A 26,255-nucleotide genomic window follows, 5' to 3' on the forward strand; every position below is an offset into this window, starting at 1 on the left:
CCGAAACCAATCAACAGGTTTCGGATTTTTACACATCAGCAGGATCGGTCAATGGATCCTTAACTGATCGGCATTAGGCACTTCGGGTGCCGGTTATGGGTCCATTTATTTGTATCTTCTGCTCAGGGGCGAGCGTTGCGCCCCTGCTGCAACATCTTGCCGATGGCCCGCACGCCGATGGGAATGACGGGGGCCAGCCAGCCCTCTTCCCCCTGGCGATCGCCGTGACCTCGCTTGAACAGCAACACCAGACGCACCACCTTCTCTTTCGGGCATCCCAGCCAGAGCGTCCAGTGCGACCCACGATGGTGCAACCAGAGACCGTAGAACCAGGTCATCCGGCTCCCTTTGACAAAACGGGTAATAGACGATTCCGCTGGCGCAGTCGCAGCCTCTGAATCCCATGGCGATCTTGATGCCATACCAGTCCTCCTTGACCGACAGGTCATGTTGCTTCGTCGGCCTGAACTGGCGTCAGGCCCGTCACGACTCTCTGCAACCACTACGAGTGGTCCCCTTTGCCCGACCAGGCTCGGGATCTCCCCACTCCCCCTTCATATCCCGTGAAGGTGTACTACCCGATTCTCGTTATTGCCGCCCCTCCCGTCACGGCGCATTGCGGTTGCCAGAGGGAGGCGCCAAGCCCTGTCTCGGCGACAGGGCACTGATCTGAGCATATATCTGAAATGGATGATTGGTAACCGATCGCACGGGACAAAATGCTGCCGCCGATGATCTGTTTGATATGACAGGGAAAGTGCGCCAGAAACAGCACGGCCTCCCGAAGGAGGCCGTGTGGCAAACGCAGTTGGCGGAGATAATTACATCCAGTCGGCGTTGCGGATCACCCCGACGGCCAGTCCCTCGATGGTGAGCTGCTGGCAGGAGAGATCCACCTCGATAGGGGCGAGCTCTTCGTTTTCCGGCAGCAGCCATACCTGACTGCCCTTGCGCTGGAAGCGCTTGACGGTGACATCCTCATCGAGACGGGCGACCACCACCTGACCGTTGCGCACCTCCTGGGTCTTGTGCACCGCCAGCAGGTCGCCATCCAGAATGCCGATGTTCTTCATGCTCATCCCCTGCACCCGCAGCAGAAAATCAGCGCGCGGATGAAACAGGGCGGGATCCACCTGATAGTGGCTCTCGATATGCTCCTGCGCCAGGATGGGTTCACCGGCGGCCACCTTGCCGATCAGCGGCAGGCCGCTCTCTTCCAGCACCTCTTCCTCTTCGAGCAACAGGCGAATACCGCGGGACGTGCCCGGCATGATCTCGATGACCCCTTTTTTGGCCAGGGCCTTCAGATGTTCTTCGGCCGCATTGGCCGACTTGAAACCAAGCTTCTGGGCAATCTCGGCACGAGTCGGCGGCATGCCGGTCTCGCTCATGTTCACCTTGATCAGCTCCAGCACTTCGGCCTGGCGGGGGGTAAGGGGTTTCATAGCATTGGCACCTGTCTTTTTATACAGCACACTGGCAGTATATACAGTGCAGTGGCCAAGGCAAGGCGCAGCTGACATTTGTCGCAACCAACCCCTCATTTACTGCTGTTTTGATCCTGCGCAGCCGACTCATCGTACCTCTCGGCGACAAGGGGCTGTCGATTTGCTATGCTCACGCCGCATTTTTTTGGAGAGCAGACGCACATGTCCCTAGGACAGAAGATTTCCAGAGCCATCTTGCAATGGCCGGTCAGCGGCTTGGTCAATCACAAGAGCCTGCCGGAAAATCCCATCACAGAACTCAATCTGGATCCGGCCAGACCCATCGTCTATGCCCTGAAAACCAGTTCGATCACCGACCTGATGACCCTGCAGCAGTGCTGCGAGGATCTCGGTCTGCCCGGCCCCTTCACGCCGCTGGAACTTAACGGCCAGCTGCTGCCGCGCTATGTCTGTCTGGATCGTCCGCCTCCCCTGTTTGGCAAACGCAGCAAGCCGCTGCCCTTCCTGCAGGAGTTCCACCAGTTGCTGGATCTGCACAAGCAGGATCCCGAACTGGATATCCAGGTGGTGCCCGTCACCCTGTTCTGGGGCCGCGCTCCGGGTCGGGAAGGGGAAGAAGCCTCCGGCCTCAACATCATCAGCAGTCTGGCGCCAAACCGGCTGAAGAAGGCGCTGATCGTGATCCTCAAGGGTCGCGAGAATCTGGTGCGCTTCTCGCCGCCGCTCTCCCTGCGTCATATGGCCGACAAGCACGGCACCGACGAGGCCATCGCCCACAAGCTGGCGCGAGTGGCCCGTACCCACTTCAGCCGTCAGCAGCTGGCCGCCACCGGCCCGAAACTGCCGAACCGCAACCTGCTGTTCAAGCAGCTGCTCGACTCCGCGGTGATCCAGCAGGCGATTGAAGAGGAGGCCCAGCGCGAGGGCATCAGCCTCGAGAAGGCGCAAAAGCGCGCCCATGGCTACATGGACGAGATCGCCTCCAACTTCTCCTACCGGCTGATCCGCCTGGGTGAGAGCTTCCTCGGCTGGCTGTGGAACAAGCTCTACCGCGGTTTGTCGGTCAATGGCGCCGAGAAGGTACGCCAGCTGGCGCAGGAAGGGCACGAGATCGTCTACGTCCCCTGCCATCGCAGCCACATGGACTACCTGCTGCTCTCCTACGTCATCTACCACCAGGGGATGGTGCCGCCCCATATCGCGGCGGGCATCAACCTCAACTTCTGGCCGGCGGGCCCGATCTTCCGCCACGGTGGCGCCTTCTTCATTCGCCGTACCTTCAAGGGCAACCCGCTCTACAGCACGGTATTTCGTGAGTACCTCAACCTGCTGTTTGCCAAGGGTTACTCGGTGGAGTTCTTCACCGAGGGTGGCCGCTCCCGTACCGGTCGCCTGCTGCCACCCAAGACCGGCATGCTAGCGATGACCCTGCAGGCGATGATGCGCGGGCTGGATAGGCCGGTCACTCTGGTGCCGGTCTATCTGGGCTACGAGCACGTGATGGAGGTGAACACCTACCACAACGAGCTCAAGGGCAGCCGCAAGGAGAAGGAGAGCTTCCTGCAGGTGCTTGGCATCCTGCGCAAGCTGCGCAACTACGGCCGTGGTTTCGTCAACTTCGGCGAGCCGCTGACCCTCAACAGCTACCTGAGCGAACATATCCCCGACTGGAAGAAACACATCGGGGAAGAGGAGCGTCCGGAGTGGATGGCGGGCACCGTCAACGATCTGGCCGAACTGCTGATGACTCGCATCAACGATGCGGCCGCCGTCAACGGCCTGACCCTGAGCGCGCTGGCGCTGCTGGCCGCCGAGCGCCACGCCCTGACCCGTGACGAGTTGCAGGCCCAGCTCAACACCTATCTGGATCTGCTCAAGGCGGTGCCTTACAGCCCGCAGAGCACCATTCCGGATGAGGATGCTAGGACCCTGCTGGATCAGGCGATGGAGCTCAACAAGTTCGAGGTGAGCGAAGACAAGCTGGGGCAGATCATCAGTCTGGACCGCTATCAGGCGATCCTGCTGACCTACTACCGCAACAACATCCTCCACCTGTTCGCCATCCCCTCTCTGGTGGCGGCCTTAATCGAACGGTGCGAGGGGATCTCCCGCAGCGAGATCATGGCCCGCTGCATCGACATCTATCCGCTGCTCAAAACCGAGCTGTTCCTGCGTTATGAAGAGGACGAGTTGCCGGCGCTGGTCGACAGCCTGCTCGATGCCCTGCAGACCCAGCAGCTGATCGAGACCCGTGATGGCGGCTACTGGGTCAATCCGGCCAACCAGATGCGACTGCTGCTGCTGGCGGAGAGCATTCAGGAGACCCTGCAACGCTACGCCATCGTGCTGACCCGGGTGCTGGCCCAGCCTCATATCGAGGCGGAGCAGCTGGAAGCGGACGGTCTGATGATGGCAGAGCGCCTCGGCACCCTGCACGGCATCAACGCCCCCGAGTTCTTCGACCAGAAGCTGTTCAGCACCCTGATCCACACCTTGCGCAAGGAGGGTTACCTCTCCCCCGAGTGCAAACCGGATCTCGGCCGCTTCCAGGCGCTGGCCGACAACATAGTGCCGCTGTTGAGCAACAAGATCCGCCGTACCATTCAGGCGGGCAACCAGCTCTAATCTGCAACGCAAACAAAGAAGGCCGCATCATGCGGCCTTCTTTTTTATCAGGATTTGTGCGGGATAAGTCACGCCAGCAGTGTGTAGCCGAGTGCCAGACCGGCAAACAACAGCCCCCCAACACGCGACCCTCTTTTTTATTCAGCGTGACTCAGTACGTTATCATGCCAGCAGGTAGTCGAGCACCAGACCGGCAAACACCAGCGCCCCCACATAGTTGTTGTTGAGAAACGCCTGGAAGCAGGCTTCCCGTTGCCGCTCGCGAATGAGCCGCTGCTGATAGACAAACAGCACCGCCGCCCCCAGCAATCCCCAGTAATACCAGCCCCCCAGCGCCATCAGATGGCCCACCGCCAGCAACAGCAGCAGTGCCGAGAGTTGCAGCGCGCCGATGATCCGCTTGTCGTAGCGGCCAAACAGGATGGCGCTGGATTTGAGGCCGAGCTTGAGGTCGTCATCCCGATCCACCATGGCGTACTGGGTATCGTAAGCCACCGTCCAGAGCAGGTTGGCGAAGAAGAGCAGCCAGGCCACCAGCGGCAGGGCATCCGCCTGCGCCGCATAGGCCATCGGGATCGACCAGGAGAAGGCCATCCCGAGCACCAGCTGGGGGTTGGAGATAAAGCGCTTCATGAAGGGGTAACTCACCGCCAGCAGCAGGCCGACAAACGACAGGCCGATGGTGAGCGGATTCATGGTCAGCACCAGACCAAACGAGATAAGCGCCAACACGAAGAAGAGCGCCAGCACCTCCCACGGTTTGACTCTGCCCGTGGGCAAGGGCCGGCCAGCGGTGCGTTTGACGTGGCCATCGAAGTTGCGATCCGCATAGTCGTTGATCACGCACCCGGCCGAGCGCATCAGAAAGACCCCGACCACAAACACGGTCAGCACCCAGAGATTGGGCAGGCCACCGGCGGCCAGCCAGAGCGCCCACAGGGTCGGCCACAACAGCAGCAGAGTGCCTATCGGTTTATCGACGCGGGCCAACTGCATGTAGGCCAGTCCCCGCTCCTTGGTTAACAGATTCACTCCAGCTCCTTGTCACAGACGAGAGAGGGCAGAAACAGCTCGTGCACCAGCAGTGGCCACTGCCCCAGAAACAGACGGGAACGACGCCCCCAGACAGTGGCGGCCGGGCAACGGGGATTGGCGGCGATATCGAAACGGGCCAGCTGCAGGTGATCGCGACGGGCAGGCTCATGGCCAAATACCCGCTCACCCAGCGGCTGCTCACCCAGCTCGGCGATGCCGCTCCCTTGCAGCGCGCCATCGGCAAACAGGGTCCAGCCCAGCACGGCGGGCCCCTGATCCCCATGCAGGATCACCTCGCGGCAGGTACCAACCGGCGAGGCCGAATCCACCAGCCACTGCTCATCGGCAGTGAGGGCGACCGGGTGATTGCCCAGCCACTCCACCGAAAAGTGACGATTGTGCTGACGCAGCCGCCGGGTCATGGAGCCGGGCTCCAGCAGCCAGGGGCGCAAGCTGGCGGGCAATTCGCAACATTCGGGGGCCAGCCACCCGCTTAACGGCGTGAGGGGAACAGTCAACTCGGACTTCACAGCTTCACCATCCAGAGATTTCCGTGTTCAGGTTAAAATCCGGTTTATTATCCGTAAATCAATAGCGAAATGTAAGAACATCCGTGCTTGACGGCCCCGATGGCAACATCAAAAATGGGTTATCTCTTGCTGATGAGCCATCTATATGAAGATCTTCAAAATTCTGCTGGTGTTGTTACTGAGCTGTGGTGCGCTGCATGTGCAGGCCTCATCCGAAGAAGAGCCGCCCGCAGAGGGAGAAGACGCCGCCGCAGCCGCCAAGCCGGGCTTCTCCTACCACGCACTCGATCCCGACATCATCACCAACTATCTGAGCGATGGCAAAACCCTCGGCTATATCCGGGTCACAGTGGAGCTGATGGCGGAGAACGAGGCCGATCTCAAGCTGCTGGAGCAGCATGACCCGCTGATCCGCGATACCATCATCCGCCTGATGGGCAGCAAGAGCGCCGAGCAGATTAAATCCCTGGTCAGCCGCGAAGAGTTGCGCAAGGAGTGCGAGACCAAGGTCAACGAGCTGCTGGTGAAAGAGACCGGCAAGAAAGCGGTGCGCGAGCTCATCTTCACCAAGTTCCTCTACCAGTAATCCCTCCCGAAACAGTCGCTTATTGGCATATCGGCCAATAAGCGAGCTTTGCGGTTTATTCGAAATGAAAATCGATTACAATACAGCCGTCGAGTCGTAGAGGTAGTCGTTATGGGCAGCAAAACCCTGTGTGAATGGCGCCGTCACGAGATCCCCACCGATCTCAAGGCGTTGCGCAAGATAGTCCGCAAACCCAAGTTTGTTTGCGGCAAGTGCGCCCGCAGCGCCAATGACAAGGGTTACCTCTGCCAGCCACTGCGCTTGAAAGAGGAGTAGCCCCTCCCTGTCAGGGCATTATTGATCGGTCCACCCCTGACGCCCCTGCTCGAACAGCCTGCGCGCCTGGATATCATTCGGGCAAACGCCGCGATACTCCTCGCCGGAACGGCCAGCCAGATAGAGATGCTCGGGGCGGCAATACCATGCCAACCCCTTCTGGCGTCCCTGCTCCCACAGTTCGGTATCCACCTTTTTGCCGCACTGGCCCTGATGGAACTCGACCCGCTCGGCGGTGAAGCCCAGCTTGCCATCCGCCTCCCCGACCTCGCTCCACACCTTCTCGCAGGGGTCATCGTTGGAGACACAGCCACCCAGCAGGGCAGCCAACAATATGATGGTGAGTCGCATAATCATCCTTGAGTGTCATTTGGGCAGTTCATTCTACCCAGCGGCCCGGCCCTGACCAAGGGCCAACACTCAGCCGTGTGAGCGCGGCAAAAAAATCAGGCGGGCTCAAAGCCCGCCTGTTCATTCATGCTGTGGTTCACTGGTCATCGAAAGGGTCATCATCCTGCCAGCTTTCATCTTCCCATTGATCCAGCTCTTCTTCCCAGGATTCCGGATCCCACTCGTCATCAGAGGAGTCGTAATCCGGCTTGTGTCCACCCATCTTCACTCTCCTTGGATAGTTCACCCGCACTCCAATTTTATCCGGAATTGTCGGGCTCGCCAGTCAGCAGGAGATCAAAGTTTGACCAGGGTGCGTCCGGCGATCTGGCCCAGCGTAATGGCCTCGGCGGCCGCCACTACCTGCTCCAGTCCAATCTCGGTGACCGCCTGTGCAAAGAAGCTGGCGGGCAGATCCCGCGCCAGCCGCTGCCACGCCAGTTGACGACGTTCAAATGGGCACATCACCGAATCGACCCCCTGCAGCCGCACGTTGCGCAGGATGAAGGGCATCACGCTGGTCGGCAGATCGAAGCCGCCCGCCAACCCACAGGCTGCCACGGCGCCGCCATAGTTCATCTGGGCCAGCAACTTGGCCAGCACCTGACTGCCAACGGTGTCGATGGCACCGGCCCACAGCTGCTTCTCCAGCGGCTTGGCGGGCACCAGCAGTTCGCTGCGCGGCACGATGCGGCTGGCGCCCAGCGCAGTCAGCATGGCGCCCTGCTCTTCGGGACGACCGGTCAGCGCCGCCACCTGATAGCCAAGGGCCGCCAGCAGAGCAACTGAGGTGGAGCCCACACCGCCTGCCGCGCCGGTGACCAGCACCTCGCCGCTTTCGGGGGTAATGCCCGCCTCTTCCAGCGCCAGCACGCAGAGCATGGCGGTGAGACCGGCGGTACCGATGCACATGGCCTGGAGCTCATCCAGCCCGGCGGGCAACGGTACCAGCCAGTCCCCCTTGACCCGCGCCTGTTCGGCCATGCCGCCCCAGTGCCCTTCACCCACGCCCCAACCGGTCAGCACCACCTTGTCACCGGGCTGATAGCGGCTGTCGGCAGACTCGAGCACGGTACCGGCGAAGTCGATGCCGGGCACCAGCGGCCACTGACGCACTATCTTGCCCTTGCCGGTGATGGCCAGCCCATCCTTGTAGTTGATCGAGCTGTAGGCGACCGCCACCCGCACTTCACCTTCCGGCAACTGGCTCTCGGTCAGTCGGGTCAGGGTTGGAACAGTCTTGCCGTCTTGGTTTTCCAGTAACAGAGCCTTGAACATGGTTGCCTCTTTGATGACGTGTGAAACGGGGATCAGCTGCTTTGGCGCTTTTGCAGTTGAAAATCGAGGGCCAGCGCGGTGCCCATCACGGGCTCCCCGGCCAGTTGGCGCAGGATCAGCTCGGCGGCCTCCTGCCCCATTTTTCGATAGGGGATCCTGACCGAGGTAAGGGTCGGATAACAGGCGCGCGCCACATCCAGATCGTCAAATCCGGCGATGGCGAGTTTGCCCGGCACATTCAAATGGCGACGCTGGCACTCGAACAGCACCCCGGCCGCCAGCTCGTCGTTGACGCAGATAAGTGCATCGAGCTCGGGCCAGCGCAGCAGAAATTCTCCCAGCATGGTGGCGCCGGTGCTGAAGCTGGGCCGCTCCGAGGTGTTGATGATGGCATCGGGGGAGAGGTAGTTGTCGAGCAGTGCCTTCTGCCAGCCCTGCATCCGCTGTTGCAGCATCCACTGCTCCTGACGGGCACAGAGAAAACCGATGTTGCGGTAGCCCCGCTCGATGAGGTGGCGGGTGAGCTGATAACCGGCATCGAAGTTGGAGACTCCCACATTCATGTCGATGGGGCTGCGCGCCATGGCGCCGACTTCCACCACCGGCAGGCGGGAGGCTTTCAGGCGGGTACGGATCGTCTCGCCGGGATCGCCACCAAACAGCACCACCGCAGCCGGATTGTGTTGCAGAAAGCTGGTCAGCAGGCGCTCTTCCTGCTGTTTCAGATGCTGGGCGTCCCCCAGCATGATCTGGTAACCCTCGCCCTGCAGGGTCTGTTGCAGGCCAGCGATCATCTCGCCACAGCCCGCTTCAGCCAGACTGGGGACGATCACCACGATGGTCTGGGAGGTGGCAGAGGCCAGCGCCCCGGCGGCCCGATTGGGGATGTAGCCGAGCTCTTCCACCGCGGCGTCGATGCGCTCGCGCATCTTGTCGGAGACCATCTCCGGCGTGCGCAGGGCACGGGAGACCGTCATGGCCCCCACGCCGGCCAACTGGGCCACATCGTTGAGGGTCACCCGACCCGTGCTACGGCGCTTCTTTGCTTCTGACATCCATCCCATCCTCGACTTGCGGCTGCCCACTTTAAGGCAAAAGTGCGGCACTGACTATTTGCTCAGGGCCGATTCTACCCTCTTTCCCGAATCACGGGGGCAAGATGACTCCCGTTAATGGATGAAGTGATAGCGCTATCACAGTTTCATGTTAGCGCTATCTGATAGCGCTAACTTTCGCGATCAGCCTCACAGTTTCACCACAGCAAGATCGATAGATTGGCCCCATCTTAACTAGCCGGATCACCACCATGCTGACTCAACTGCTGACCGAGGATGTCATCCGCATCGAACCCGCCGCCCGCGACTGGCAACACGCCATCGAGCTGGCCACGGCGCCCCTGCTGGCCAATGGCACCATCGAGCCCTCCTACGTGGCGGCGCTGTTTCGCTCCCACGAGGAGCTCGGCCCCTACTACGTCTTGGGCCCCGGTCTGGCGATGCCCCACGCTCGCCCCGAGGATGGCGTCAACCGGCTGGGTTTGGGTCTGACCGTCATCAAGCAGGGGGTCAACTTCGATTCCGAGGGCAACGACCCGATCCAGCTGCTGATCACCCTGGCTGCCAGCGACAGCAACTCCCACGTGGAGACCATCGCCCAGCTGGCCGAGCTGTTTATGAATGAAGAGGACGTGGCGGCCATCATCGCGGCCGACACCAAAGACGACATCCTGCGCATTCTGGCGCGCTACTGATCTGCGCCAAGGCGCACCTGACAGAGGAAGAGACAATGAAAATTCTGGTTGTATGCGGTCACGGTCTGGGCACCAGCCTGATGATGGAAATGAGCATCAAGAGCATCCTGAAAGAGCTGGCGGTCACCGCCGAAGTGGATCACCGCGATCTGGCCTCGGCCGGTAGCGAAACCGCCGAGATCTTTATCGCCACCCGCGACATCGCCGAGCAGCTGCAATCCATGGGCGTCAATGGCCGACTGGTGAGCCTCGCCAACATGGTCGACAAGGTCGCGATGAAAGAGCAGCTCTCCACCGCCCTGCGCGAACTGGGCGCCCTCTAAGAATCCTCCATGCGGCCTGCGGGCCGCATCTTCCATTGCCAGGAGCTGACCATGGAATTTTTCAATTTTCTGATGTTTGACGTGCTGTCCGAGCCCGCCGTGCTGGTCGGCCTGATCGCGCTTATCGGCCTGATTGCCCAGAAGAAACCGGTGACTGAGTGCATCAAGGGCACGGTCAAAACCATCATGGGTTTCGTCATTTTGGGGGCCGGTGCCACCCTGGTGATCAACTCGCTGGGTGACTTCGCCGTCATCTTCCAGCACGCCTTCGGCATCAAGGGCGTTGTGCCCAACAACGAAGCCATCGTCTCCATCGCCCAGACTTCGTTTGGCAAGGAGATGGCGATGATCATGTTCTTCGCCATGCTGGTGAATATCCTGATCGCCCGTCTGACCCCGTGGAAATTCATCTTCCTGACCGGTCACCACACCCTGTTCATGTCGATGATGGTGGCCGTAATCCTCTCTGCCGGTGGCATGAGCGGCGTGCCGCTGATCGCGGTGGGCAGTCTGGTAGTTGGCGTCGCCATGGTCTTCTTCCCGGCCATCGCTCACCCTTTCATGAAGCAGATCACCGGCTCCGACGACGTGGCGCTGGGTCACTTCTCTACCTGCTCCTACGTGCTTTCTGCCCTGATCGGTGCCAAGTTCGGCAACAAAGCCCACAGCTGCGAAGATGTGCAGGTGCCCAAGAGCTTGCTGTTCCTGCGCGACACCCCGGTGGCCATCTCCTTCACCATGGGCATCATCTTCCTGGTGACCGCCGCCTTCGCTGGCCCCGAGTTTGTCTCCAGCGTCGCCAAGGGCAAGCACTGGTTCATGTTCTCCCTGATGCAATCCATCACCTTCGCGGCAGGCGTCTACGTCATTCTGCAGGGTGTGCGGATGGTCATCGCCGAGATCGTACCGGCCTTCAAGGGGATCTCCGACAAGCTGGTACCGAATGCCAAACCGGCGCTCGACTGCCCCATCGTCTTCCCTTACGCCCCCAACGCCGTGCTGATCGGCTTCCTGTCGAGCTTTGCCGCCGGTCTGGTGGGGATGGCGCTGCTCTACGCCATGGGTCTGACCGTCATCATCCCGGGCGTGGTACCGCACTTCTTCGTCGGTGCCGCCGCCGGGGTATTCGGCAACGCCACTGGTGGCCGTCGCGGTGCCATTCTGGGCGCCTTCGCCAACGGCCTGCTGCTGCTCACCATTCTGCCGGTGTTCCTGCTGCCGGTACTTGGCGACCTCGGCTTCGCCAACACCACCTTCAGCGACTCCGACTTCGGGGTGCTGGGCATCCTGCTGGGGCTGATCGTCCGCTAATCCCGGCAACCGCCAACAACAAAACGGAGCGCATTGCGCTCCGTTTTTTTATGGTCGGCCATCGATGATGGATGGCGGGCGGTATGAAAGGCTGAAACTCAGTCGTTTTCCAGCGCGGCGAGGCAGTGAGATAGGGTGCGGGCCAGCGCCCCCTGATTGCGCAGCACCACGGCGCGGGCCTGCTCGCCCATCTCGCGGCGGGCGCTCCCGTCAGCAAACAGCTGGCTCACCCGCTCGCCCAGCTCGGCGGCATCGGCCACGATGGCAGCGCCCCCCTGAGCCACCAGCTGGCGGGTGATGTCGCTGAAGTTGAAGTAGGCAGGGCCGGTCAGGCAGGGCTTGCCGAGCGCCGCCGGTTCCAGCAGGTTGTGACCGCCGATCTTCACCAGACTGCCACCGACGAAAGCCACATCGGCCGCCGCCAGCATCAGCGGCAGCTCGCCCATGGTATCGCCGAGATAGACCTTATCCTCGGCACTCACCGCAGCGCCATCAGTGCGCCGCACACAGCCATAAGGGGCGCACAGCTCGGCCACCCGATCGAACCGCTCGGGGTGGCGCGGCACCAGAATAAGCAGCGCATCGGGATGGTGTTTGAGCAGCAGATCGAAGGCGGCCAGCACCTGCTCGTCCTCACCCTGATGGGTGCTGGCGGCGATCCAGACCGGACGATCGGCGCCCAACTGCTGACGCAAGGCGCGCCCCTTGGCCTGCACCTCGTCACCAAACTGGATATCAAACTTGATAGAGCCGGTCACCGCCAGTCGCTCGCGGCCGATGCCGAGACGGGCGAAACGGTCGGCATCGTCCTGATGCTGGCAGAGCAGATGGGTCAGCGGCCGGCTCAGGGCGTCGAAGGCACCGTGGAAGCGGGCGTAACGCTGGCAGGATCGCTCGGAGAGGCGGGCGTTGATGATGGTCACCGGCAGGTGGCGCGCCTCGCAGGCAGCCAGCCAGTTTGGCCACAGCTCGGTCTCCATCACCCAGAGCGCGCGCGGCTTGAAGGTATCGAGAAAGGCCGCGACGGCCCAGGGGTAGTCGAGCGGCGCGTAGCGATGCACCACCAGATCCCCCAGCTTGGCGGCCTGCTCGGCGCCGGTGCGGGTGGTGGTGGTGAGCAGGATCGGCAGATCGGGCCGCTCTGCTTTCAGGGCACGAATGAGCGGCGTGATGGCCAGCGTCTCCCCCACGCTCACCGCATGGATCCACAGCGGTGCATCCTGTCCAGTGGCAGGCAGTCGCCCGAGATGCTCGGCCCAGCGCTCGCCAAAGCCGGGCTTGCCCTTCTTCGGCTTGTAGAGGGCCAGCAGCGCCAGCGGCAATCCCAGGTGGATCAGCAGGTTGTAGAGCAGACGGTAGGGCATCTTACTGGCTCTGCTCCAGCTTCTTGCAGGCATCGACCACCTGCTCCGGCGGCAAGTCGATCAGGCACTTGAGATGACCGAACTTGCAGGTGCGCTTGAAGCAGGGGCGGCACTCGATGTCGGTGTGGACAATCTCGACCCGATCCGCCAGCGGCGGGGTATAGAGCGGCGAGGTGGAGCCATAGACGCCCACCAGCGGCCGGTTGAGGGCGGCGGCGATGTGCATCAGGCCGGAGTCGTTGGAGATGACCCGGCTGGCCAGCGCCATCAGATCGATCGCCTCGTGCAGGCTGGTCTTGCCCGCCAGCACATGGCAGTTGGGACGTGTCAGCAGATTGACCCTATCCCGGATGGTGTTGCCGACCGGCACATCCTTGTTGGAGCCGAAGATCCACACCTGCCACCCTTCGTCCAGATGCTGTTGGGCCACCACGGCGTAGTGCCCCTCCGGCCAGCGCTTGGCCGGGCCGAACTCGGCACCGGGGCAGAGCACCAGCACCGGACGGGCGCGATCCAGCCCCAGCCGCTCCAGCGCCTTGCTCTGGTTGATCAGATCGACGTGGAGCGCCGGATGCGGAATGGTCGGAATATCGGCCCGGCTCCTCATCTGCTCCTTGGGATAGGCGAGCGCCAGATAGCCCTCCACCATCAGCGGGAAGGCGGACTTGTTGCTGCGCAGGTCATTGAGCAGGCCGTAGCGGCTCTCGCCCTTCCAGCCGGTACGCACCGGAATGCGGGCAAACCAGGGGATCAGCGCCGACTTCATGGAGTTGGGCTGGACGATGGCCTGATCGTACTGCTCGGCCGCCAGCTGCTTGCCGAGGCGGCGGCGCGCCACCAGCTTGAAGTCACCGTGGCCAAGGGGCATGGTGATCGCCTTGTCCACCTCCGGCATCCGCTCCAGCAGGGCGCAACACCAGGCGGGAGCCATCACGTGCAGTTCGCACTCCGGATGGTTGACCTTGATCGCCTTGTAGAGGCTCTGGGACATCACCATATCGCCGACCCAGGAGGGGCCGATCACCAATATTTTCATCACGCGTCTTCTCTCGGGACTGGCCCGGCTGTTAATCATCACTGGGCGAGATTATGCCCCAAGAATGACTGGATAAATAACAGAAGATCCTTGGCAATCGCCTCTGCCGTCTCATTTTCCCGGTGACGCTCTTCTTCCAACTGGACGAGATTACGCGCCACATGCAATGGTCGGATAAATAACAGCAGATCCTTGCCAGGCACCTCTGCCGTCTCATTTTTCCACAGGTCTTCTGAAGAGACGCAACGCCAGCCGGGCAGGCAAACAGCTGGCAGAAACGGGCAATGGCGGCTCTCTCTTTGACCCGTTTTTCCGTTAGAATGGCCCATCAATACGCATTCGACCCGCCAGCCGGGTAATAACCGTGAGCCCACATTCGTGAAAAAACCGACTCTGGCTGCCGTTCTGATCGTCAAGAATGAAGCCGACAACCTGCGCAAGTGCCTCGCCTCCCTCGACGGACTGGTGGACGAGATCGTCATTCTGGACTCCGGCAGTCAGGACGAGACCCCGGCCATTGCCGCCGAATTTGGCGCCCGCTTCTTCGTCAACGCCAAGTGGCCGGGCTTTGGCAAACAGCGCCGACTGGCCCAGTCCCATGTGCAATCCGACTGGGTGCTGTGGCTGGACGCCGACGAGCGGCTCACCCCCGAGCTGAAAACCGCCATCGCCAACGTGATGGCCAATCCGGCCAGCGATACCATCTACTCGATCCCGCGCCTCTCCTGGGTGTTTGGCCGCTTTATCCGCCACAGCGGCTGGTATCCGGATCGTGTGCTGCGCCTCTATCCCAAGGCGCTCACCAGCTACAACGAGGCGCTGGTACACGAGAAGGTGGAAGTGCGGGCCAACATGAAGATCGTCAATATTCATGGCGACCTGCTCCACTTCACCTATCGGGATCTGGAGCACTATCTGGTGAAATCCGCCGGTTATGCCCGTGCCTGGGCCGATCAGCGCACCGCCCGCGGCAAGAAGGGCTCCCTCAGTCAGGGGCTGATCCACGCCGTCGGCTGCTTCCTCAAGATGTACCTGCTCAAAGCGGGCTTCCTCGATGGCAAGCAGGGGCTGCTGCTGGCGATCCTCTCCGCCCACTCCACCTTCGTCAAATACGCCGACCTCTGGGTGCGCCAACAGCCGCAGCAGCCGGAATAACCGTCATACGAAACAGGGCCCCGCGGGGCCCTGTTTGCATTGCTGCATACCTTACTTGCGCCAGAACGGCGCCGCCCAGCGGGCCATCACCGGTACCATGGTCTTGGGATCGAGCTGGCTCATATCCTCAGGATGGTCGCTATCCTCCGGCGGGCTGAAGGCGAGGTGACGCCCTTCGCTATTGAGGGGCTTCCAGCGCAGCGGGGTGGCGGAGCGGCGCATCGGGAAGAAACCGATGGTCGGCACATCGAGTGCACCGGCGATATGGAGCGGCCCGGTACTGCCCGCCACGAACAGGGCAGCATTGGCCAGCACCTGACAGAACATCGGCAGGCCATCGCTGGAGCGGTAGATCCAGCCGTTACCGCCGTGGGCCAGCAGCTCGGCCGCCAGCTGTTCAGCCATCTTCTCCTCGCCCGGACCTGCGGTCAGCACACACTGCAACTCGGGGCAGGCCTGATTGAGCTTGATGATGATGCGGGCATACTGCTCGATGGAGAGGTTGTTGGCCGAACCGCCGCTACCGGCATGCACCATCAGCCAGGGGCGGCTGGCATCGAGCTTGAGCTTGAGCGCCAGCTGCTCACGTACCTGCCGCAGGGTCTCGTCATCGAACTGCAGGAAGGGGGTCTTGGGCTCCACCACGGCCACCTGCTGATCGGCCAGGAAGCGGCGGATCAGCTCCAGGTTGTACTCGGACTCCGGCTTCTGGGAGCGGGAGCGGCGCTGCACCAGTCGCTGGTTGTAGAGCACCTGCGCCAGCTTGGTCGCCGGGGCCAGCCGGTAAGGGATGTGTGCCTTCCACACCAGCATGGCGTTGCGGGAGTTGGAGAAGAGGCAGATGGACGCGTCGAACGCCGCCGCCTTGATCCGCGCCAGCAGCGCTCGCTGTTGCTCCTTGTCGGCCCGCACGCCCGGATCGATGATCACCTCGTCAATCCAGGGGCAGAGCCGGGCCAGCGGCGCTGTGTAGGCCGGAACCAGGGCAGTCACATGACACTCCATGGAGCCTTTGAGCATGGCGAAACTCGGCCACGCCAGCATGAAGTCACCAATCTTGTCATTGCGAACGACCAGAATACGTTTCATAAAAAATCCCTTTGCTCCCTGTCACCAATGCAAGGAGGCTTGATGCGCGATGGCGTATTCTTGCCTGATGCACTGCTATTCTCAAGCGACGACCTTATAATGCGACCAAATTTCCAGGTTGCAGGACCGCAAAGATGACTACCAGGGTAATTTATCCCGGGACTTTTGATCCCGTTACCAATGGCCACGCCGATCTGATCGGCCGGGCCGCCAAGCTGTTTGACGAGGTGGTGGTCGGGGTCGCCAACAGCCCGAGCAAGCGCCCGCTGTTCGATCTGGCAGAACGTGTCCAGCTTGTCCAGCAAGTGACCAGCCAGCTGCCCAACGTCAAGGTGGTAGGCTTCTCCGGCCTGCTGGTCGATTTCGCCAAAGAGCATCAGGCCAACGTGCTGATCCGCGGCCTGCGCGCCGTCTCCGACTTCGAGTACGAGTTCCAGCTGGCCAACATGAACCGCCGCCTGATGCCGGAGCTGGAGAGCGTCTTCCTCACCCCGGCGGAGGAGAACTCCTTTATCTCCTCCACTCTGGTGAAAGAGGTGGCGCTGCACGGTGGCGATATCCGCCAGTTTGTCGACCCCGTGGTGGCCCAAGCCATCGCCGCCAAGCAGAAAGGGTGATCCCCTTCCACACTCGCCATTCCCGACGGCAACAACGAACAAGGGCTACCCGCGGGTAGCCCTTGTTGTATCTGTCTCGTTATGGAGAGGTCAGCCTGCTTGCCGGTTACTGACGGGCAAACTGCCCGCTCATCTCCTTCACCAGCAGATCGAGCCACTCGTAGCGGCGCCGGTACATGGCCCGCTTCTTGGCGGCGATCTCCTCCAGCGGCTTGCGCGGCTGGGCTTGCAGGGCGACGAAGTTGGCGTCCACATCCCGGGCGTCGAACTCCTGCCACAGTTCGTCATAATCGGCCTGCAAATTGGCTTTCTGCTTGCTGCTGTAGCGCTTGGCCTGAAACACGTGGGCCCGCTTGCGCACCGCCAGCACCTCTGCCGCCCCCATGGTCTGCGCCAGTTGCAGTACCAGTTGCACCAGCAGGGATTTGGGCCGCAGGCCGTGCCCCTCTTTGGTCAGCTCGCGTACCCGCGCCTGGGCATTGTCGACCGCTGGCTCCGGCCCCTGCATGGAGCCGATCATCAGCATCAAACGATCCGCACTGCCCGCCAGCGAGAAGGCACAACTGTAGAGGCGCTGCCCTTCGGGGTTGACGATGGAGAGCGCCAGCTCGGCCTCGCGGCGGAAGGTGCCATCGTGGCGCAGCAGAATGCGGCAGCCGCTCTGGGGATAGTGCCCAAGTTCGATCCCCTCGCCCAGATAGAGCGGGTCGATCAGTTGCGGGTAGTATTCGAGCAGCAACCGGTAGTGATTTTCCAGCATCTCGGCCCGTTGACGGGCGCTGGCACAGGCGAAGCGATAGGGGCGCATCGGCTTGTCGAGCAGCTCAGGATAGACCGCTGGCAGCGCCTTGAGCGAGTCGCACTGAAACAGGCTGAAGACCCGGCTCAGCGACTTGCGGTAGAGCAGGCTGCGCAACACGAACTTGCCACGGTTGAAGGTCTTGCGCTCACACCCCTCCGGATAGAGGAAGCGGGCCATTTTTTTGGCGCAATAGCGCTCCTGCCGGGACAAATACTCCCAGTTTATTGATTTAACAGTCATTTTTAGTTCTCAAACCGCCTGAACGGACGAGATACTAGTGACCGCTGTGCAAATCTTCAACAGCGTGGAAATACGCTGTTACAACTTCCCCCGGATCGGGGCAAAAAGTGCGCTCAGCGCTGGCAATGGCTGCAAAAAACCGTGGTGCGCTGCCCCATTCTGATCTCGCTCAGCAGGGTGTGACAGTGGAAACAGGGCTGGCCGCCCCGGCCGTAGACCTGCAACTGCTGCACGAAATAGCCCGGCTTGCCATCGGCACTGGTGAAATCCTTGAGGGTAGTGCCGCCCTGACGGATCGCCTCTGCCAGTACCCGTTTTATCTCGACCACCAGAGTACCCAGTCGTTCGGCACTGATATTACCCGCCGCCCGCTTGGGGTGAATACCGGCGGCATAGAGCGCCTCGTTGGCATAGATGTTGCCCACCCCGACCACCACCTGATTGTCCATCAGGAACTGCTTGATGGCGGTGCTGCGCCCCTTGGCACGCCCGCGCAGGTAATCGCCATTGAAGGCATCGGTGAGTGGCTCCGGTCCCAGCTTGGCGAGCAGTGCGTGAGCTTCGGCCGGTTCACGGGTCCACAGCAGGGCGCCGAAACGGCGTGGATCGTTGAGCCGCAGCAGCTTGCCGTTCTCCAGCTCGATATCCACGTGGTCGTGCTTCTCGGTCGGAGTGCCGATATCCAGCACCCGCAGGCTGCCGGACATCCCCAGATGGAGGATGGCGGTGCCGAAATCGGTCTCCAGCAGCAGGTATTTGGCACGGCGACGCACCCGATGGATGGTGAGGTCCACCAGCTCCTGAATTTCACCGGGGATCGGCCAGCGCAGGCGGCCATCCCGCACCACCACGCGCGTCACCTTGATGCCGGTGAGCCAGGGGGAGATCCCCTGACGGCTGACTTCAACTTCTGGCAATTCAGGCATGGGCACCTCGCAAGGAAAAGGAACTCAGGGGGCAGGACGCAGCAGATCGCGATACTGCTCGGCAGTGAGGGCGAGCCAGAGACCGGACGGCAGCTGGGCGCCATATTGGCCGCTGTTCTGATAGAGGCCGATCTCGACCGGATCGCTCTGGCCAGCAATCCACACCTTGATGGCCACCGGGGTGCCGCGCACCGCCTCGCCGGGGGGCAGCAACCAGCCCTGCCAGCGCGCCAGACGGGCATCCAGCTGCGCCGTGTCGAGCCCCAGATCCGGCACGCTGCGCCAGCCCTGACCGATCCGCTCAATCTGCCAGCTCGGCCCTTGCCAAGTGAGCACTACGGCCGCATCCGGCAGCAAGGGGCGAGCCCGCTTGGCACTGTTCTCCTGCTGGGCAGTCTCCATACGATGCAACAGGGTGATCACGATCAGCACCGCTACGATGATCACGTTATTCCAGCCTTTGCGGCTCAATTTGAACATGGCAAGCCTCCCTTTGAACCGGCAGTGTACTGAATTCGGCGCATAAAAAAACCCGGCACGAAGCCGGGTTTTTGGGAATGCAGCATCAAGTAATTACTTGATTTTGCCTTCCTTGTAGATCACATGCTGACGAACAACGGGATCAAACTTTTTGATCTCCATTTTTTCGGGCATGGTGCGCTTGTTTTTGGTAGTGGTATAGAAGTGACCAGTACCGGCGCTGGAGTTCAGGCGAATTTTCTCGCGAATACCTTTAGCCATGATCTAATTCCTTATACCTTAACACCGCTGGCGCGCAGTTCAGCCAGAACCACTTCAACGCCACGCTTGTCGATGATACGCATGCCTTTTGCGGATACGCGCAGGCTTACGAAGCGTTTTTCACTCTCAACCCAGAAACGGTGAGTGTGCAGGTTCGGCAGGAAACGACGCTTGGTGGCGTTGTTAGCGTGCGAACGGTTGTTACCAACTGCCGGGCGCTTGCCGGTTACTTGGCATACTCTAGACATGTCAGTCTCTCCAAATCTTACTTCATTGCTCGAGCAAATATCTGCCCCGCTGGCCTTCGATTGCGGGGCAAACAGAAGGCGGCATTTTATACAGCATCCGTGATCAAAGATCAACTAATACGGTGCCAGAGCACAGTCATAACCAACCGCGCTCGGCAAAAGAAACCGTGATGCCGTCACCGATCACCAAGTGATCCAGCACTCTGATATCGATCAGGGCCAAGGCGGCCGTGATCCGATCCGTGATCTGGCGGTCGGCCCTACTGGGCTCGGCGACGCCGGACGGGTGATTATGCGCCAGAATCACCGCGGCTGCATTATGTTTGAGCGCGATCTGCACGATTTCTCTTGGCCAGACGCTTGCCGAATCGATGGTGCCGAAAAAAAGCTCAACAAATTGAATGACTCTGTGCTGATTATCGAGCAACAGCAGGGCAAACACCTCCCTCGGCCGATCCCGCAGCTGAGCCTGCAGATAGTCCCTGGTCAGCTGGGGCGAGGTGAGCGCATCCCCCCGTTGCAACTGCTCGGCCAGGTGGCGTCTGGCCATCTCCAGCACCGCCTGTAGCTGGGCATATTTGGCCGGACCAAGGCCGTGCGCCTCGCAAAATGCCTGTTGATCCGCCCCCAGCAAGCTGCGCAAAGAGCCGAATTGATTCAACAGCTTGCGTGAGAGATCCACCGCACTCAGGCCATTAACGCCGGTGCGCAGAAAAATGGCGAGCAGCTCGGCATCGGAGAGCGCAGCGGGGCCCTGACGCAGCAGCTTCTCTCTGGGTCGTTCATCTTCCGGCCACTCTTTGATGCTCATTTGCCTCTCCCTCATCCCTGTTGAGAAAAAACATAGCAAAAAATTGCGCGCGCCCGACCACACCCCTTGATGCCAACCCCTGTCGTCATCCATTGCCTGTGGTATCTTAGCCGACCAGTCAGAATGAGCCGGATAGAGAAACAGCAGATGAGATTGGCCGATAAACGCATCCTGTTGGGTGTCAGTGGCGGGATCGCCGCCTACAAGAGTGCCGAGCTGGTACGCCGCCTGAAAGATCAGGGCGCCGAAGTGCGGGTGGTGATGACCCGCTCCGCCAAGGAGTTCATCACCCCGCTGACCCTGCAGGCGGTCTCCGGTCATCCGGTGGCCTACAGCCTGCTGGATCCCTCTGCTGAAGCGGGTATGGGCCATATCGAGCTGGCCAAGTGGGCCGATCTGGTGCTGATCGCCCCCGCCAGCGCCAACCTGATGGCACGGATGGCTGCCGGCATGGCCGATGAGCTGCTGACCACCCTATGTCTGGCCACCCCGGCACCCATCGCGCTGGCACCTGCCATGAACCAGCAGATGTATCTCAACGCGGCGACACAGGCCAACCTCAAGACCCTGGCCAGCCGCGGCATTCTGCTGTGGGGACCGGATGCCGGCAGCCAGGCCTGTGGCGATGTGGGCCCGGGCCGGATGCTGGATCCCCTCGAACTGGTGGATCGCTGCTGTCAGCAACTGGCCGCCGAGCCCTTGCTGGCAGGCGTCAAACTGCTGCTCACCGCAGGGCCAACCCGCGAGGCGCTGGATCCGGTGCGCTACATCAGCAATCACAGCTCCGGCAAGATGGGCTACGCCATCGCTCGCGCTGCCCGTGAAGCAGGCGCAGAGGTGACGCTGGTGAGCGGCCCGGTGACGCTGGCCACCCCGGCGGGCGTTACCCGTGTCGATGTGGAAAGCGCCGAGCAGATGCATCAGGCGGTAATGAGCCGGGTTGGCGAGTGCGACCTCTTCATCGGCTGTGCGGCGGTGGCCGACTATCGCCCCGAGCAGGTGGCCAGCCAGAAGATCAAGAAGACTGGCGATAACGACCAGATGGTAGTGAAGCTGGTGAAGAATCCCGACATCATCGCGGCCGTCGGCGCCCTTTCAGACAAACCCTTCACCGTCGGATTTGCCGCCGAAACCGTGGATGTGGAACAATACGCCCTCGACAAGTTGCAGCGTAAGCGGCTGGACATGATCGCCGCCAACGATGTGTCCCGCGAAGGGCAAGGCTTCAACGCCGATGACAACGCCCTGACCGTGTTCTGGCAAGGGGGTCAGGCCCCGCTGCCGCTGGCCGACAAGCTGACGCTGGCCCGTCACCTGATCGCCCTGATTGCGCGCCACTACCGGCGCTGAGCGTCCCGATAGCGCAAGACTCACGGCGCCCCGCCTTGCCAAGAGGGGTGCCAACACAAGATCCAACTGAACAAGCGATTCATGACAACACAAATTGAACTGAAGATTCTGGATGCCCGTATCGGTACCGAGTACCCGCTGCCCGCCTACGCCACACCGGGCTCTGCCGGTATGGATCTGCGCGCACTACTGGATGCGCCAATCACCCTGGCCCCGGGTGATACCACCCTGGTGCCGACCGGTCTGGCCATTCACATCCAGGATCCGGCTCTGTGTGCCACCATCCTGCCCCGCTCCGGCCTCGGCCATAAGCACGGCATCGTGCTGGGCAATCTGGTCGGTCTGATCGATTCCGATTACCAGGGTCAGCTGATGGTCTCGGTCTGGAACCGCGGCAAAGATGAGTTCACCATGCAACCCGGCGAGCGCATCGCCCAGCTGGTGATCATGCCGGTGGTTCAGGCCAGCTTCCAACTGGTCGATGAGTTCAATCAGAGCGAACGGGGTGAAGGCGGTTTTGGTTCTTCTGGTCGCCAATAACAGACCACACCAGCCCGATGGGCGGTGCTTAATAATAGAATCAAGCCATTGTTTTTTTAGGGGAATCCATGGCAAGCAGTAATCAGAAACAGAGTCGGCGCGATCAGATCCTGCAAGCGCTCGCCCATATGCTGGAAACCAGTCCGGGTCAGCGCATCACCACGGCCCGTCTGGCGGCCGAGGTCGGCGTCTCTGAAGCAGCCCTCTATCGACATTTTCCCAGCAAGGCGCGGATGTTCGAGGGGCTGATCGACTTTATCGAGGATTCCCTGCTGTCACGGGTCAATCTGATCATGGCGGAAGAGAAGGACACCATGGCGCGCTGCCACCACATCCTTCAGCTGCTGCTGGTGTTTGCCGAGCGCAATCCCGGCATCACCCGCATCCTCAACGGCGACGCCCTGCTGGGTGAACACGATCGACTGCGGGATCGCATCAGCATCCTGTTCGACAAGCTGGAGACCCAGATCAAGCAGGTGCTGCGCGAGAAGCGGCTGCGCGAGGGTCAGGGCTTCCAGCTCGACGAGACCATGCTGGCCAATCTGCTGCTGGCCTACACCGAAGGTCGCATCAGTCAGTTTGTGCGCTCCGAGTTCAAGCTCAAGCCGACCGCCGGATTCGAAGATCAGTGGCAATTTATCCGCAGTCAGCTGCTGCAGAGCTGATCGGAAGCGCTTTTCAGCGAGCATGAAGAAGGGAGGCCTTGGCCTCCCTTCTTTTTTGTGTCAGTTTTTTATGGCAGAAAAGAAGTACCAGATGCGACCCGGACTGTCGCGCTGCGGTGTTAGATTCATCCACCATAAACCTTTTAGAACCTGACAGGACATCCTATGGAACCCGAAATCATTACCGAAGCGCAGACCTGGCTGGTCAATAATCAGGGACTGCTGATCGAATACGGCGTCAATATCGCTGCGGCCCTGCTGACCCTGCTGGTCGGTTATATCGCCGCCAACCTCCTCAGCGGTGGCGTGGTCAAGGTGATGCAGGCCCGCAAGCTGGACACCACAGTCACCCACTTCGTCGGCAGCATCCTCAAGTACGCCATTCTGGTATTCGTGGTGATCGCCGCGCTGGGCCGGGTCGGCGTGCAGACCGCCTCCTTCGTCGCCATTATCGGTGCCGCCGGTCTGGCCATCGGTCTGGCGCTGCAGGGCTCGCTCTCCAACTTCGCCGCCGGTTTCCTGCTGATCATCTTCCGCCCCATCAAGGCGGGCGAGTTTATCGAAGTGGCGGGCACCAACGGTGTAGTACAGTCCGTTCAGCTCTTTACCACCACCCTCACCTCCGGTGACAACAAGATGGTGGTAGTGCCGAACTCCGCCATTCTCAACGGTACCATCGTCAACTACTCGCGCATGGATACCCGCCGCGTCGACATGACCTTCGGCATCGGCTACGGCTCCGACCTGCGCAAGGCCAAGCAGATCCTCGAGCGTCTGGTGAATGAAGAACCGCGCATCCTCAAAGATCCGGCAGCCACCATCGCCGTCGCCGCGCTGGCCGACTCCTCGGTCAATATCGTGGTGCGCCCCTGGGTGAAAACCGCCGATTACTGGGGTGTCTGGTTCGACTTCCACGAAAAGGTAAAACTGACCTTTGATGCCGAAGGCGTCGAGATCCCCTTCCCGCAGATGGTGATGCATATGCAAAAACCGCAGGCGTGATCGCGGTTCTGCAGCAACCCACAATGCCAGCCTTCGGGCTGGCATTGTCGTTTCTGGCCCCAGCCCATGGCCATTTCGATGCATAACCACGCCAACCGGATGAAAACAATTTCAGGCCATCGGGGTGGCCCCAATCATGAGCAAGCGCAAGATCCGCCTTGCTTTCGTGACTCATAATCCCAATGTTCTGGTTGTATGCTCCCGACAGTGACCCATTGCGGTAAAAGACAATCGGTAAAAATCTGTTACACGGGCCGCCCGATCGGCTCGCTATAATGCTCGGATAATAAGGTTTGGCGGGACCTTGCCTGCAAGGTTCAAACACAACTTGGCATTTCAGGAATCCTATGAAAAATATCAATCCAACCCAAACCCAGGCCTGGCAGGCACTGGAAGCCCACTTTGCAGCAAACAAAGAGACCCGACTCAAGGATCTGTTCGCGCAGGACCCGAAGCGCTTTGACAAGTTTTCCCTCACCTTCGGCGGCGACATCCTGGTTGATTACTCAAAGAACCTGATCACCGAAGAAACCCTCAAGTTGCTGGTTGATCTGGCCAAAGAGACCGATCTTCGCAGCGCGATCGATGCCATGTTCAATGGCGACAAGATCAACATGACCGAAGGCCGCTCGGTACTGCACGTGGCCCTGCGCAACCGCTCCGACCGCCCCATCGAATGCGACGGCAAGGATGTGATGCCGGAAGTGAACGGCGTACTGGCCAAGATGAAAGGCTTCTGCGAGAAGATCATCTCCGGCGAGTGGAAAGGCTACACCGGCAAGGCGATCCAGCACGTGGTCAACATCGGTATCGGTGGCTCCGATCTGGGCCCGGTGATGATCACCGAGGCACTGCGCCCCTACAAAAACCACCTGCAGATGCACTTCGTCTCCAACGTCGATGGCACCCACATCGCCGAAACCCTGAAGAAGATCGATCCGGAAACCACCCTGTTCCTGGTGGCCTCCAAGACCTTCACCACCCAGGAGACCATGACCAACGCCCTGACTGCCCGCGACTGGTTCATCAACATCGCCGGTGACAAGGCCCACGTTGCCAAGCACTTCGCTGCGCTCTCTACCAACGGCAAGGCCGTGGCCGAGTTCGGCATCGACACCAACAACATGTTCGAGTTCTGGGACTGGGTTGGCGGACGCTACTCCTCCTGGTCTGCCATAGGCATGCCTATCGCCCTCTCCGTCGGTTTCGAAAACTTCGAAGCCCTGCTGCAAGGCGCCTTCGAGATGGACATGCACTTCGCCACTGCCTCCTATGAGCAGAACGTGCCGGTGCTGCTGGCGCTGATTGGCCTGTGGTACAACAACTTCTACGGTGCCGAGTCCGAAGCTATTCTGCCGTACGATCAGTACATGCACCGCTTCCCTGCCTACTTCCAGCAAGGCAACATGGAATCCAACGGCAAGTACGTGGATCGCAACGGCAAGCCGGTTGACTACCAGACCGGCCCCATCATCTGGGGTGAGCCGGGCACCAACGGCCAGCACGCCTTCTACCAGCTGATCCACCAGGGCACCAAGCTAATCCCCTGTGACTTCCTGGCTCCGGCCATCAGCCACAACCCGATCGGTGACCACCACCCGAAACTGCTGGCCAACTTCTTCGCCCAGACCGAGGCACTGGCCTTCGGCAAGAGCAAAGAACAGGTCGAAGCCGAGTTCCTGGCGGCTGGCAAAACCCTGGAGCAGGTCAAGGATCTGGTGCCGTTCAAGGTGTTTGAAGGCAACCGTCCGACCAACTCCATCCTGTTCAAGAGCCTGACCCCGAAAACCCTGGGCGCCCTGATCGCCATGTACGAGCACAAGATCTTCGTACAGGGCGCAATCTGGAACATCTTCAGCTTCGACCAGTGGGGCGTGGAGCTGGGCAAACAGCTGGCCAACAAGATCCTGCCGGAGCTCAACACCGATGCGGCTGTCACCAGCCACGACTGCTCCACCAACGGTCTGATCAACACCTGGAAAGCGTGGAAAGCCTGATTTATCCGGCCTTTCTGAATGCAAAAGCCCCGCTCGATAAGCGTAATGCCAGTCAGTTAAGCCTGACTGGCATTGTTTTTATTGGCTTTTTTCACACTATACCTCTGTGGCCTTGGCTTC

General features: G+C 60.8%; 31 protein-coding genes. 13 read left to right on the forward strand and 18 right to left on the reverse strand.

Annotation, left to right across the window (positions count from 1 at the left end):
• Positions 1–122: 122 nt before the first annotated feature.
• Positions 123–422, reverse strand: a complete 300-nt coding sequence (locus tag BSP75_RS19405) for a hypothetical protein (protein ID WP_042061161.1) — start codon at positions 420–422, stop codon at positions 123–125.
• 399 nt (positions 423–821) lie between these two features.
• Positions 822–1,445 (reverse strand): transcriptional repressor LexA, encoded by a 624-nt coding sequence (gene lexA, locus BSP75_RS19410; protein WP_033136389.1) that lies wholly within the window; start codon positions 1,443–1,445, stop codon positions 822–824.
• A gap of 204 nt (positions 1,446–1,649) precedes the next feature.
• Between lexA and plsB the strand changes: the two genes are divergently transcribed.
• Positions 1,650–4,073, forward strand: a complete 2,424-nt coding sequence (gene plsB / locus BSP75_RS19415; RefSeq protein ID WP_075114289.1) for a glycerol-3-phosphate 1-O-acyltransferase PlsB — start codon at positions 1,650–1,652, stop codon at positions 4,071–4,073.
• 162 nt (positions 4,074–4,235) lie between these two features.
• On the opposite strand, the gene ubiA is transcribed toward plsB, so the two are convergent.
• Both ubiA and BSP75_RS19425 read right to left on the reverse strand, forming a co-directional pair.
• Positions 4,236–5,105, reverse strand: a complete 870-nt coding sequence (gene ubiA / locus BSP75_RS19420; protein WP_075114290.1) for a 4-hydroxybenzoate octaprenyltransferase — start codon at positions 5,103–5,105, stop codon at positions 4,236–4,238.
• Positions 5,102–5,638: a chorismate lyase gene (locus BSP75_RS19425; RefSeq protein ID WP_075114291.1), complete on the reverse strand. Its 537-nt coding sequence runs from the start codon at positions 5,636–5,638 to the stop codon at positions 5,102–5,104. Before BSP75_RS19425 ends, ubiA begins: the two co-directional genes overlap by 4 nt.
• 145 nt (positions 5,639–5,783) lie before the next feature.
• Here BSP75_RS19425 and BSP75_RS19430 point away from each other — a divergent pair, with 145 nt between their 5' ends.
• Positions 5,784–6,224 (forward strand): flagellar basal body-associated protein FliL, encoded by a 441-nt coding sequence (locus BSP75_RS19430; protein ID WP_058053267.1) that lies wholly within the window; start codon positions 5,784–5,786, stop codon positions 6,222–6,224.
• A gap of 111 nt (positions 6,225–6,335) precedes the next feature.
• Positions 6,336–6,500 (forward strand): hypothetical protein, encoded by a 165-nt coding sequence (locus BSP75_RS21675; protein ID WP_098971330.1) that lies wholly within the window; start codon positions 6,336–6,338, stop codon positions 6,498–6,500.
• Positions 6,501–6,518: 18 nt separating this feature from the next.
• Here the strand turns inward: BSP75_RS21675 and BSP75_RS19435 are convergent, their stop codons facing one another.
• The 4 genes from BSP75_RS19435 to BSP75_RS19445 form a co-directional block, all read right to left on the reverse strand.
• Positions 6,519–6,851 (reverse strand): DUF2799 domain-containing protein, encoded by a 333-nt coding sequence (locus BSP75_RS19435; RefSeq protein WP_042061170.1) that lies wholly within the window; start codon positions 6,849–6,851, stop codon positions 6,519–6,521.
• 136 nt (positions 6,852–6,987) lie between these two features.
• Positions 6,988–7,113, reverse strand: coding sequence for a hypothetical protein (locus BSP75_RS22105; protein ID WP_265328520.1), 126 nt, complete (start codon positions 7,111–7,113; stop codon positions 6,988–6,990).
• 74 nt (positions 7,114–7,187) lie between these two features.
• Positions 7,188–8,168 (reverse strand): MDR family oxidoreductase, encoded by a 981-nt coding sequence (locus BSP75_RS19440; RefSeq protein WP_075114292.1) that lies wholly within the window; start codon positions 8,166–8,168, stop codon positions 7,188–7,190.
• A gap of 32 nt (positions 8,169–8,200) precedes the next feature.
• Positions 8,201–9,223 (reverse strand): LacI family DNA-binding transcriptional regulator, encoded by a 1,023-nt coding sequence (locus tag BSP75_RS19445; protein WP_075114293.1) that lies wholly within the window; start codon positions 9,221–9,223, stop codon positions 8,201–8,203.
• A gap of 251 nt (positions 9,224–9,474) precedes the next feature.
• On the opposite strand from BSP75_RS19445, the gene BSP75_RS19450 reads away from it, so the two are divergent.
• From BSP75_RS19450 to BSP75_RS19460, 3 genes are read left to right on the forward strand one after another with little or no spacing between them, the layout of a single operon-like run.
• Positions 9,475–9,918: a PTS sugar transporter subunit IIA gene (locus tag BSP75_RS19450; RefSeq protein ID WP_075114294.1), complete on the forward strand. Its 444-nt coding sequence runs from the start codon at positions 9,475–9,477 to the stop codon at positions 9,916–9,918.
• Between the two features lie 35 nt (positions 9,919–9,953).
• Positions 9,954–10,241 carry a PTS sugar transporter subunit IIB gene (locus BSP75_RS19455; protein WP_042657794.1) on the forward strand — a complete coding sequence of 96 codons (288 nt, stop codon included), beginning with the start codon at positions 9,954–9,956 and terminating at the stop codon, positions 10,239–10,241.
• A 51-nt stretch (positions 10,242–10,292) separates the two neighbouring features.
• Positions 10,293–11,552 (forward strand): PTS ascorbate transporter subunit IIC, encoded by a 1,260-nt coding sequence (locus BSP75_RS19460; protein ID WP_075114295.1) that lies wholly within the window; start codon positions 10,293–10,295, stop codon positions 11,550–11,552.
• Between the two features lie 98 nt (positions 11,553–11,650).
• On the opposite strand, the gene waaA is transcribed toward BSP75_RS19460, so the two are convergent.
• Genes waaA through BSP75_RS21685 form a run of 3 tightly spaced genes read right to left on the reverse strand, consistent with a single transcriptional unit; the run spans position 11,651 to position 14,281 of the window.
• Positions 11,651–12,916 (reverse strand): lipid IV(A) 3-deoxy-D-manno-octulosonic acid transferase, encoded by a 1,266-nt coding sequence (gene waaA / locus BSP75_RS19465; protein ID WP_075114296.1) that lies wholly within the window; start codon positions 12,914–12,916, stop codon positions 11,651–11,653.
• A gap of 1 nt (position 12,917) precedes the next feature.
• The gene (gene waaF, locus BSP75_RS19470; RefSeq protein ID WP_075114297.1) at positions 12,918–13,952 is read right to left on the reverse strand and encodes a lipopolysaccharide heptosyltransferase II; all 1,035 of its coding nucleotides are present in this window, start codon (positions 13,950–13,952) and stop codon (positions 12,918–12,920) included.
• Between the two features lie 38 nt (positions 13,953–13,990).
• Positions 13,991–14,281, reverse strand: coding sequence for a hypothetical protein (locus BSP75_RS21685; protein ID WP_148140778.1), 291 nt, complete (start codon positions 14,279–14,281; stop codon positions 13,991–13,993).
• A gap of 49 nt (positions 14,282–14,330) precedes the next feature.
• Here BSP75_RS21685 and BSP75_RS19475 point away from each other — a divergent pair, with 49 nt between their 5' ends.
• Positions 14,331–15,107, forward strand: a complete 777-nt coding sequence (locus BSP75_RS19475) for a glycosyltransferase family 2 protein (protein WP_005339515.1) — start codon at positions 14,331–14,333, stop codon at positions 15,105–15,107.
• A gap of 51 nt (positions 15,108–15,158) precedes the next feature.
• On the opposite strand, the gene BSP75_RS19480 is transcribed toward BSP75_RS19475, so the two are convergent.
• Positions 15,159–16,196 (reverse strand): glycosyltransferase family 9 protein, encoded by a 1,038-nt coding sequence (locus BSP75_RS19480; RefSeq protein ID WP_075114298.1) that lies wholly within the window; start codon positions 16,194–16,196, stop codon positions 15,159–15,161.
• Between the two features lie 134 nt (positions 16,197–16,330).
• Here BSP75_RS19480 and coaD point away from each other — a divergent pair, with 134 nt between their 5' ends.
• On the forward strand, positions 16,331–16,813 hold the full coding sequence (gene coaD, locus BSP75_RS19485; RefSeq protein ID WP_005356008.1) for a pantetheine-phosphate adenylyltransferase: 483 nt from the start codon (positions 16,331–16,333) through the stop codon (positions 16,811–16,813).
• Between the two features lie 106 nt (positions 16,814–16,919).
• On the opposite strand, the gene BSP75_RS19490 is transcribed toward coaD, so the two are convergent.
• The 6 genes from BSP75_RS19490 to radC form a co-directional block, all read right to left on the reverse strand.
• Positions 16,920–17,792, reverse strand: a complete 873-nt coding sequence (locus tag BSP75_RS19490) for a VirK/YbjX family protein (RefSeq protein ID WP_075114299.1) — start codon at positions 17,790–17,792, stop codon at positions 16,920–16,922.
• 176 nt (positions 17,793–17,968) lie between these two features.
• Entirely contained in the window at positions 17,969–18,781 is an 813-nt protein-coding gene (gene mutM, locus BSP75_RS19495) for a bifunctional DNA-formamidopyrimidine glycosylase/DNA-(apurinic or apyrimidinic site) lyase (protein ID WP_075114300.1), read from the reverse strand.
• Between the two features lie 24 nt (positions 18,782–18,805).
• Positions 18,806–19,261: a hypothetical protein gene (locus tag BSP75_RS19500; protein ID WP_075114301.1), complete on the reverse strand. Its 456-nt coding sequence runs from the start codon at positions 19,259–19,261 to the stop codon at positions 18,806–18,808.
• Between the two features lie 93 nt (positions 19,262–19,354).
• Positions 19,355–19,522: a 50S ribosomal protein L33 gene (rpmG, locus tag BSP75_RS19505; protein ID WP_005307500.1), complete on the reverse strand. Its 168-nt coding sequence runs from the start codon at positions 19,520–19,522 to the stop codon at positions 19,355–19,357.
• A gap of 11 nt (positions 19,523–19,533) precedes the next feature.
• Entirely contained in the window at positions 19,534–19,770 is a 237-nt protein-coding gene (gene rpmB, locus BSP75_RS19510; RefSeq protein WP_005307492.1) for a 50S ribosomal protein L28, read from the reverse strand.
• A gap of 136 nt (positions 19,771–19,906) precedes the next feature.
• The gene (gene radC / locus BSP75_RS19515) at positions 19,907–20,581 is read right to left on the reverse strand and encodes a DNA repair protein RadC (protein ID WP_075114302.1); all 675 of its coding nucleotides are present in this window, start codon (positions 20,579–20,581) and stop codon (positions 19,907–19,909) included.
• A gap of 147 nt (positions 20,582–20,728) precedes the next feature.
• Here radC and coaBC point away from each other — a divergent pair, with 147 nt between their 5' ends.
• From coaBC to pgi, 5 genes are all read left to right on the forward strand, one after another.
• Positions 20,729–21,931 (forward strand): bifunctional phosphopantothenoylcysteine decarboxylase/phosphopantothenate--cysteine ligase CoaBC, encoded by a 1,203-nt coding sequence (coaBC, locus tag BSP75_RS19520; protein ID WP_075114303.1) that lies wholly within the window; start codon positions 20,729–20,731, stop codon positions 21,929–21,931.
• A gap of 81 nt (positions 21,932–22,012) precedes the next feature.
• Entirely contained in the window at positions 22,013–22,471 is a 459-nt protein-coding gene (gene dut / locus BSP75_RS19525) for a dUTP diphosphatase (protein ID WP_042657786.1), read from the forward strand.
• A 68-nt stretch (positions 22,472–22,539) separates the two neighbouring features.
• The gene (slmA, locus tag BSP75_RS19530; RefSeq protein WP_005339495.1) at positions 22,540–23,136 is read left to right on the forward strand and encodes a nucleoid occlusion factor SlmA; all 597 of its coding nucleotides are present in this window, start codon (positions 22,540–22,542) and stop codon (positions 23,134–23,136) included.
• 165 nt (positions 23,137–23,301) lie between these two features.
• Entirely contained in the window at positions 23,302–24,138 is an 837-nt protein-coding gene (locus BSP75_RS19535) for a mechanosensitive ion channel domain-containing protein (RefSeq protein ID WP_042061197.1), read from the forward strand.
• Between the two features lie 347 nt (positions 24,139–24,485).
• Entirely contained in the window at positions 24,486–26,135 is a 1,650-nt protein-coding gene (gene pgi, locus BSP75_RS19540) for a glucose-6-phosphate isomerase (protein WP_075114304.1), read from the forward strand.
• The last annotated feature ends 120 nt before the right edge of the window (positions 26,136–26,255 follow it).

Origin of the sequence: Aeromonas sp. YN13HZO-058 (assembly GCF_001921245.1) — a bacterium.
Taxonomy (GTDB): Bacteria; Pseudomonadota; Gammaproteobacteria; order Enterobacterales; family Aeromonadaceae; genus Aeromonas; species Aeromonas allosaccharophila.

Excerpts from the sequence above, each read along its gene's own strand:
- BSP75_RS19405 (WP_042061161.1), bottom strand. The coding sequence starts at position 422 with ATGGCATCAAGATCGCCATGGGATTCAGAGGCTGCGACTGCGCCAGCG.
- lexA (WP_033136389.1), bottom strand. The coding sequence starts at position 1,445 with ATGAAACCCCTTACCCCCCGCCAGGCCGAAGTGCTGGAGCTGATCAAG.
- plsB (WP_075114289.1), top strand. The coding sequence starts at position 1,650 with ATGTCCCTAGGACAGAAGATTTCCAGAGCCATCTTGCAATGGCCGGTC.
- BSP75_RS19430 (WP_058053267.1), top strand. The coding sequence starts at position 5,784 with ATGAAGATCTTCAAAATTCTGCTGGTGTTGTTACTGAGCTGTGGTGCG.
- BSP75_RS21675 (WP_098971330.1), top strand. The coding sequence starts at position 6,336 with ATGGGCAGCAAAACCCTGTGTGAATGGCGCCGTCACGAGATCCCCACC.
- BSP75_RS19435 (WP_042061170.1), bottom strand. The coding sequence starts at position 6,851 with ATGCGACTCACCATCATATTGTTGGCTGCCCTGCTGGGTGGCTGTGTC.
- BSP75_RS22105 (WP_265328520.1), bottom strand. The coding sequence starts at position 7,113 with ATGGGTGGACACAAGCCGGATTACGACTCCTCTGATGACGAGTGGGAT.
- BSP75_RS19440 (WP_075114292.1), bottom strand. The coding sequence starts at position 8,168 with ATGTTCAAGGCTCTGTTACTGGAAAACCAAGACGGCAAGACTGTTCCA.
- BSP75_RS19445 (WP_075114293.1), bottom strand. The coding sequence starts at position 9,223 with ATGTCAGAAGCAAAGAAGCGCCGTAGCACGGGTCGGGTGACCCTCAAC.
- BSP75_RS19450 (WP_075114294.1), top strand. The coding sequence starts at position 9,475 with ATGCTGACTCAACTGCTGACCGAGGATGTCATCCGCATCGAACCCGCC.
- BSP75_RS19455 (WP_042657794.1), top strand. The coding sequence starts at position 9,954 with ATGAAAATTCTGGTTGTATGCGGTCACGGTCTGGGCACCAGCCTGATG.
- BSP75_RS19460 (WP_075114295.1), top strand. The coding sequence starts at position 10,293 with ATGGAATTTTTCAATTTTCTGATGTTTGACGTGCTGTCCGAGCCCGCC.
- waaA (WP_075114296.1), bottom strand. The coding sequence starts at position 12,916 with ATGCCCTACCGTCTGCTCTACAACCTGCTGATCCACCTGGGATTGCCG.
- waaF (WP_075114297.1), bottom strand. The coding sequence starts at position 13,952 with ATGAAAATATTGGTGATCGGCCCCTCCTGGGTCGGCGATATGGTGATG.
- BSP75_RS21685 (WP_148140778.1), bottom strand. The coding sequence starts at position 14,281 with ATGGGCCATTCTAACGGAAAAACGGGTCAAAGAGAGAGCCGCCATTGC.
- BSP75_RS19480 (WP_075114298.1), bottom strand. The coding sequence starts at position 16,196 with ATGAAACGTATTCTGGTCGTTCGCAATGACAAGATTGGTGACTTCATG.
- coaD (WP_005356008.1), top strand. The coding sequence starts at position 16,331 with ATGACTACCAGGGTAATTTATCCCGGGACTTTTGATCCCGTTACCAAT.
- BSP75_RS19490 (WP_075114299.1), bottom strand. The coding sequence starts at position 17,792 with ATGGCCCGCTTCCTCTATCCGGAGGGGTGTGAGCGCAAGACCTTCAAC.
- mutM (WP_075114300.1), bottom strand. The coding sequence starts at position 18,781 with ATGCCTGAATTGCCAGAAGTTGAAGTCAGCCGTCAGGGGATCTCCCCC.
- BSP75_RS19500 (WP_075114301.1), bottom strand. The coding sequence starts at position 19,261 with ATGTTCAAATTGAGCCGCAAAGGCTGGAATAACGTGATCATCGTAGCG.
- rpmG (WP_005307500.1), bottom strand. The coding sequence starts at position 19,522 with ATGGCTAAAGGTATTCGCGAGAAAATTCGCCTGAACTCCAGCGCCGGT.
- rpmB (WP_005307492.1), bottom strand. The coding sequence starts at position 19,770 with ATGTCTAGAGTATGCCAAGTAACCGGCAAGCGCCCGGCAGTTGGTAAC.
- radC (WP_075114302.1), bottom strand. The coding sequence starts at position 20,581 with ATGAGCATCAAAGAGTGGCCGGAAGATGAACGACCCAGAGAGAAGCTG.
- coaBC (WP_075114303.1), top strand. The coding sequence starts at position 20,729 with ATGAGATTGGCCGATAAACGCATCCTGTTGGGTGTCAGTGGCGGGATC.
- dut (WP_042657786.1), top strand. The coding sequence starts at position 22,013 with ATGACAACACAAATTGAACTGAAGATTCTGGATGCCCGTATCGGTACC.
- slmA (WP_005339495.1), top strand. The coding sequence starts at position 22,540 with ATGGCAAGCAGTAATCAGAAACAGAGTCGGCGCGATCAGATCCTGCAA.
- BSP75_RS19535 (WP_042061197.1), top strand. The coding sequence starts at position 23,302 with ATGGAACCCGAAATCATTACCGAAGCGCAGACCTGGCTGGTCAATAAT.
- pgi (WP_075114304.1), top strand. The coding sequence starts at position 24,486 with ATGAAAAATATCAATCCAACCCAAACCCAGGCCTGGCAGGCACTGGAA.